Source organism: Lactobacillus xujianguonis (genome assembly GCF_004009905.1).
Lineage (GTDB): Bacteria > Bacillota > Bacilli > Lactobacillales > Lactobacillaceae > Lactobacillus > Lactobacillus xujianguonis.
In genome coordinates, this window is record NZ_ML136899.1 from 21,454 (window position 1) to 27,958 (window position 6,505).

General features: G+C 38.9%; 8 protein-coding genes and 1 riboswitch. Of the genes, 3 read left to right on the plus strand and 5 right to left on the minus strand.

The window, feature by feature from the left end; translation table 11 throughout:
• Positions 1-89: 89 nt before the first annotated feature.
• From EJK17_RS09485 to EJK17_RS11890, 5 genes are all read right to left on the minus strand, one after another.
• Complete coding sequence (locus EJK17_RS09485; protein ID WP_201738262.1) at positions 90-1,376, minus strand: nucleobase:cation symporter-2 family protein; 1,287 nt, start codon at positions 1,374-1,376, stop codon at positions 90-92.
• Positions 1,376-1,954, minus strand: coding sequence for a xanthine phosphoribosyltransferase (locus EJK17_RS09490; protein ID WP_103661720.1), 579 nt, complete (start codon positions 1,952-1,954; stop codon positions 1,376-1,378). Before EJK17_RS09490 ends, EJK17_RS09485 begins: the two co-directional genes overlap by 1 nt.
• A gap of 68 nt (positions 1,955-2,022) precedes the next feature.
• Positions 2,023-2,120: riboswitch (purine riboswitch) on the minus strand.
• Between the two features lie 67 nt (positions 2,121-2,187).
• Positions 2,188-2,967, minus strand: a complete 780-nt coding sequence (locus EJK17_RS09495) for a hypothetical protein (protein WP_236629347.1) — start codon at positions 2,965-2,967, stop codon at positions 2,188-2,190.
• A gap of 76 nt (positions 2,968-3,043) precedes the next feature.
• Positions 3,044-3,754, minus strand: a complete 711-nt coding sequence (locus EJK17_RS09500; RefSeq protein WP_236629348.1) for a hypothetical protein — start codon at positions 3,752-3,754, stop codon at positions 3,044-3,046.
• 24 nt (positions 3,755-3,778) lie between these two features.
• Complete coding sequence (locus tag EJK17_RS11890) at positions 3,779-4,027, minus strand: helix-turn-helix domain-containing protein (protein WP_236629349.1); 249 nt, start codon at positions 4,025-4,027, stop codon at positions 3,779-3,781.
• Positions 4,028-4,247: 220 nt separating this feature from the next.
• Between EJK17_RS11890 and guaA the strand changes: the two genes are divergently transcribed.
• From guaA to EJK17_RS12055, 3 genes are all read left to right on the plus strand, one after another.
• On the plus strand, positions 4,248-5,801 hold the full coding sequence (gene guaA / locus EJK17_RS09505) for a glutamine-hydrolyzing GMP synthase (RefSeq protein WP_201738263.1): 1,554 nt from the start codon (positions 4,248-4,250) through the stop codon (positions 5,799-5,801).
• Between the two features lie 125 nt (positions 5,802-5,926).
• The gene (locus EJK17_RS09510; RefSeq protein ID WP_103661722.1) at positions 5,927-6,187 is read left to right on the plus strand and encodes a hypothetical protein; all 261 of its coding nucleotides are present in this window, start codon (positions 5,927-5,929) and stop codon (positions 6,185-6,187) included.
• Between the two features lie 70 nt (positions 6,188-6,257).
• Positions 6,258-6,383 carry a hypothetical protein gene (locus EJK17_RS12055; RefSeq protein WP_255409180.1) on the plus strand — a complete coding sequence of 42 codons (126 nt, stop codon included), beginning with the start codon at positions 6,258-6,260 and terminating at the stop codon, positions 6,381-6,383.
• The last annotated feature ends 122 nt before the right edge of the window (positions 6,384-6,505 follow it).

The window sequence follows — 6,505 nt, forward strand, 5'->3', positions numbered from 1 at the left end:
CATCAGTGCAAGTGCACTGGTGCCTTATTTGTGTAGAATGTGTTGTTGATAAAATTTAAGGATGTTTTTGATTTTGTGTTAGGGGGAAATTAATTGTTTTGCCGGTGACCACTTCCTTTAAGAATTAGATTTAGAATAGTTGCACTTAAGCTGGCGACTACAATACCATTGCCTAAGAACAATTGAATAGTTTGTGGTAAAGCTTGGAAAAGTTGAGGATAAACCGTCACGCCCAAGCCTAACCCAATTGAAATAGCGATAATTAAGAGGTTGTTGTTATCATTTAAGTCAACATGAATGAGCATTTTAATCCCTTGAACTGCAATCATGGTGAACATGACCAGCATGGCACCACCTAAGACAGGGGTAGGAATAATAGTCACAAGCGCCCCAATTTTAGGTAAGAGGCCCATGGCCATTAACAGGCCCGCTGCCCAGTAGATAGGCCGCTTAGTTTTGATCCCTGAGAGCTGCAGGAGACCAACATTTTGTGAGAAAGTCGTGTAAGGAAAAGTGTTAAAAATTCCACCGAAGATTTGGGCAATTCCTTCTGCGCGGTAACCACGTTTGAGATCATCTGCAGTAATGTCTTTTTTGAGTAAATCACCGATGGCAAAGAAGACGCCAGTTGATTCAACCATTGAAACTAACGCGATAATCATCATCGTGACGCAAGAGGACCACTCAAATTCTGGGACACCGAAGTAAAAGAACTGGGGTAAGTGGAACCAAGAAGCTTGAGCAACAGGGGTAAGGGAGACCATCCCTAAGGCGCCGGCTACTAAGCTGCCGACAACTAAACCGATCAAGACCGCGATGGACTTGAGAAAGCCTTTAGCCAGCACTTCGATCGCCAGAATAATTACTACTGTGAGAAAGGCGGTAATAAGGTTCTTAGGATCGCCGAAATCTTTAGCTGTACTAGTGCCGCCGCCCATATTTTGGACAGCAACAGGAATTAAGGTCAAGCCGATGACCGTAATTAAAGTTCCGGTGACGACTGGGGGAAAGAGTTTTTTGATTTTTGAGAAAAAACCAGCAATTAAAAAGACGAAGATCCCAGCAGCGATGATGGCACCATACATGGTGTTAATAGTAAATTTCTGCCCGATCATTTCTAGAGGGGCTACTGCTTGAATTGCGCAGCCAAGAACAACGGGTAAACCAATACCAAAGTACTTGTTGCGGAACAATTGAATTAAAGTCGCAAACCCACACATAAAGATGTCGATTGAAACGAGATAAGTCATGTGGGTAGCATTGAATTTAAGAGCAGTCCCAATTAAGAGGGGAACAGCAATGGCGCCTGAGTACATGGCTAAGAGGTGCTGTAAGCCTAAAACCGCTGCTTTTTGCTGACTAACATCTTTGACCATTATTCTTCACCTGCGAAATGGACTTGGCCATCCTTAAAGCTGTCAATTTCAGCTAGGGCTTCAAAGCGTAAACCATGATCTTTGACCCAATCGCTCCCACCTTGGAAGGTCTTAGCGACAACGGCGCCGACACCAACGATGTTGCATTCAGCTTGTTGAGCAATGTTAACCATCCCTTTAACGGCTTCGCCATGAGCAACGAAATCGTCAACAATTAATAAATTTTCACCCTTGTGTAAGAATTTTTCTTCAACGCAGATTTTGTTGTTAACTTTTTTCGTATAAGAGAAGACATTTGCCCAGTAGACAGCATCATTAAGTGTCGATGGTTTCTTTTTTCTAGCAAAGACCATTGGGACGCCTAAAACGTAAGCAGTCATCACGCCAGGTGCGATTCCAGAAGCTTCACAAGTTAGGACTTTGTCGATCTTTTCACCAGCAAAAAGCCGTTTGAATTCTTCTCCGCATTGCATCATGAGTTGTGGATCAACCTGGTGATTCAAAAATGAATTGATTTTAAGGACATCACCAGCTAAAACTTGACCATCTTTTTTAATTCTGTCTTCTAGTAACTTCAACTTTTCCTCCCAAGATAAACAAAAAGACCTCTTCTACCCAAATTAGGTAAAAGAAGTCTCTTAATTATTCTCAACTTGCGATCACCTATAGTCCATTATTTAGGGTAATGGGTAGAAACTGTCGACCATATTACGACGTTATATAGATTTTGTGTTGGCTTAATCTTAGCAGAAGATGTTGACGAACACAAGAGGCAAATTAAGAGATAATGTTCGATTATTTTGTCAAAAAGTTAATCGGGAGCGATTTTGCTGTGCTTAAGGCTAAGTATTTTTTCAATAATGGCGTAAAGAATAGCAGCGATGGGCCAGATGATCCAGCTGTGATCCCAGTTGCCAGTTAAAAAGCTGTAGCCAAGGTAGAGCATGGCGAAGAATAACCAGTAAATAGCGGCATAGCGGTTTAAGCTGCGACGACCACTTTTCTTATTAAGAGTGTAGTCTTCTTCTTGAAGTAAGATGTTGTAGCTATCCATGATGATGTTGCTTTTGATAAAGAAGAAAACGCCGATAGCTACTAAGATTATGGTCCCAGCTACTAGGCCGGTCATTAATTGATCGACTTGTTTTGCGCTTAAGGCCTCGGTAAAGAAGACACCGCAAAGAATTGGAATCACGGACAAAATACAAAGGATGGTCGCAGTAATTGTCATTTTGGTGTAAGTTTTAGCGAAAGCAGCTTTTTCTTGTTTTACTTGTTCAGTCAGTTCCTCGCTAAGTTCGCAGTTTTCATATTCCCATTCTTCGTAAACCTTGATCTCACGGTTAGCCGCGATGAAGAAGGCAACGGCGATGGCAACCATAATTAATAAAATGATGACGCCAAGGACGGACATCATTTCCAGCGGCAATTGAAATAGACCTAAATTAGTAAAGCTAATTAAAACTAGCATTGGAGCAGCTGCGAGAATGCAGAGCATTACACCGATGGCAATTTTGGTAGCGGCCTTTTTGCGGGCTGTTAAGAATTTGGTAATTGTGCCTTGAGTTAAGGCGGGAGTTTGAGTAGTCATTTGATTCACCTCTATCATATGTAAAACTACTAAAAATATACTTTACTGATATTTTATCTGAAAAGGCTTTAATTGACTATTTTTGTGCTCTTTTTTGGAAAAAGAACCAGGTGAAAATAAGATAGATGATGAAGCCAAAGAAAATAGTGGTAAAGTTAAGTTCACTACTCCAAGGTAATGCATACAAATAAGTTTCCATTATGAACCAATAGACCAAGATGATGAACCAGTAAATGATGGTAATATTAGTCAGCAATTGACGATCTTTTTTGGATAATAATTTTTGTTGCTGAGTTAGGATAATATATATTAAATTCTGTAATTTGTAGAAAATAAATTGATAAATAGCAATACTGAATAAAAGTAGAGATAAGGCAAGAGATTCCCATTTAATAAATGACGGAGCTCTCCAAGCCACAGCGATTGAAGGCGGGATTACTGTAAGGATGCAGAGTATTACAGCTGTGATAATTCGTTTATTATTTTGATGTTGAAAATCTTTTTGCTTATTTTTTATTTGAAGAAGTTGTTCATTTGTTAACGTAAATTGTTTTCTCTTAATTTGGCGAAAATCACGAGTTAGTAGGAAACCGTAAATAAGGCAACCAGCTGCAATTGCCCAGGTAATAAATAGTAATGTGATTGCTACTGAAGAAAAAAATGGGCCGTGAAATGGTTCATACCATGCATAGATGCTGATAAAAAGTACTAGACCTAAACCGCTCAAAAAGAGTGCTAAGCTCTTTAAATGAGCTGCTTTAGTGCTGGTAAGTAAATATTCATTCATTTGTTTATCAGTTAGCTGAGGATATTATTTTTCTTCATTTTCATTTTTTGATATTGCATTTGGATTAAACGAAGGCGTGCCATTTTTTAGCAAGTAATTGGTTGTTACGCCAAATAATTCTGACAAATCGACAATTTTTTCAATATCGGGAATTGATTGATCACTTTCCCACTTCGATACGGCCTGCCGACTGACGTTCATCTTCTCTGCTAGGGCCTCTTGGGAAAGATGATTCTTTTTGCGCAGTTCTGCGATTTTTTGACCAAATTTCATAATTGATTGTCCTTTCTGTTTTTTGAAACATCTTTAATTTACAGAATCACCTGGTAGCAAACAAGAACTTTTTGCTTGTCTTGCCGGCAACTAGCGGTTGCAACTGCTGGTTGCGAACTTTAAAGCCGAACGATTTTGCTTAGATTTTGATTTTTTGATTGACCTTTTTAATTTTTCCTAGTAGAGTTAGTAAAAAATGTTTGGTGAAAAGAGGGAGTAAATAGTGGCTAAAAATCTAGATGATTTTGATAAAATTATTGTGCTTGACTTTGGTAGTCAATATAACCAATTGATTACCCGACGCATTCGTGATTTTGGTATCTACTCAGAACTGTTACCACATGATCTTTCAATCGCAAAGATTAAAGAAATGCAGCCAAAAGGCATTATTTTTTCAGGTGGTCCGAACAGTGTTTACGATGACGGCGCATTAAAGGTTGATCCTGAAATCTTCAAATTAGGGATTCCAATTTTAGGCATTTGCTACGGGATGCAGCTGATGTCTTATGACTTGGGCGGCAAGGTTGAACCAGCTGAAAATAAGGAATACGGCCGCGCAGATATTGAAGTAACTGATCCTAAAGCCGTATTGTTTAATGGCTTACCAGAAAAGCAATATGTCTGGATGAGTCATGGTGATTTAGTGACTAAAGCTCCTGCCGGCTTTGAAGTGACTGCTTCAAGCAAGAACTGTCCGATCTCGGCAATTGCCAATGATGAAAAGAAATTCTATGGGATTCAATTCCACGCAGAAGTGCGGAACTCAGAGTATGGGCTTGATATTTTAAAGAACTTTGCTTTTAAAGTTTGTGGTGCTAAAGCTAACTGGACCATGGATGACTTTATTGACATGAAGGTTGATGATATTCGCAAAGAAGTTGGCGATAAGAAGGTCATCTTAGGTCTTTCAGGTGGTGTTGATTCTAGCGTTACGGCTACTCTTTTGCATAAGGCAATTGGCGAGCAATTAACGGCGATTTTTGTTGATCATGGGATGCTACGTAAAGACGAAGGCGATCAAGTAATGAAGGCTTTAAACAAGGATCTTGGGGTAAATATTATCCGTGTTAATGCCCAAAAGAGATTCTTGGATAAGCTTAAGGGCGTAACTGATCCTGAAAAGAAGCGCAAGATTATCGGTAAGGAATTTATCGAGGTCTTCAATGAAGAAGCTAAGAAGTTAAAAGACGTTGATTTCTTAGCTCAAGGTACGCTTTATACGGATGTCATTGAGTCAGGTACCAATACTGCCCAAACTATTAAGTCGCACCACAACGTTGGGGGACTTCCTAAGGACATGCACTTTAAGTTGATTGAACCACTACGTAAGCTTTTCAAGGATGAGGTACGTGAACTTGGTGAAAAATTAGGCATTCCGCACGACTTAGTCTGGCGTCAGCCTTTCCCAGGCCCAGGTCTTGGGATTCGTGTGCTGGGTGAAGTTACTGAAGACAAACTCAAGATTGTGCGTGATTCTGATGCGATTTTACGTGAAGAGATCAAGAAGGCGGGATTGCAAGAAAAAATCTGGCAATACTTTACTGTTCTTCCTGGTATTCGCTCAGTTGGTGTTATGGGTGATGGCCGGACTTATGACTATACGATTGGGATTCGTGCCGTTACCTCAATTGATGGGATGACGGCTGATTTTGCTCAAATTCCATGGGATGTGCTTGGTCATATTTCTGATCGAATCGTCAATGAAGTCGACAACGTTAACCGCGTAGTTTACGATGTGACGAGTAAGCCGCCTTCAACGATCGAATGGGAATAAAGATACTGAAAAGCTCGCAATTTGCGGGCTTTTTGCTTATATTTTTATTTTAAGAAAGTCATTGTACTAATAAAATAGAAGTATTAAAGAAGATCAAAGTAGAATACATTGAAAAAGGTGAGAAAATGCTTTATCCATACATTGAATTACCTGATGAAACAATTATTACGCATTCAGAAATTAAGGAAGATAATACTGTTTTAATTAATTTCGAACAGCCCATAGAAAGTGGTTTTCGCGAGGCTAGAATTGAGCTCCCTAGTTATAAGTTGCTGTATAACAAAAGTTTTAGTGATAGTCAGATCTTATTTTTTGAGGAGTTTGCGCATAAGAATTCGGCAGTAATTTATAAATATGCTAGATTAGATGGAATTGAGAATGCCTAATAAGTTATTAGATCTATTTTTAGTTAAATAAATTGGATGGATTATTTTGATGTAAAAGTAATCAAGTTTTATGAAGTGTAAAAAGAATATTTTTGCCACTGATGATTGGAAAAATTATGATTATCAAAAAGATATTGCTGAAGATCCAGAACTGCAGCCAGTTAAGCCAGTCGGTCGTGAAATATTTATAAAATAAACATTCTAAGCTAAATAGTGAATTAGTTATCCGACGGGATAATTGATTCACTATTTTTGTTCTCTTGTAGAATTAAAGTAGTAGTAAAACGATATGCCCTGTCGCTTTTAGACACTTGATGT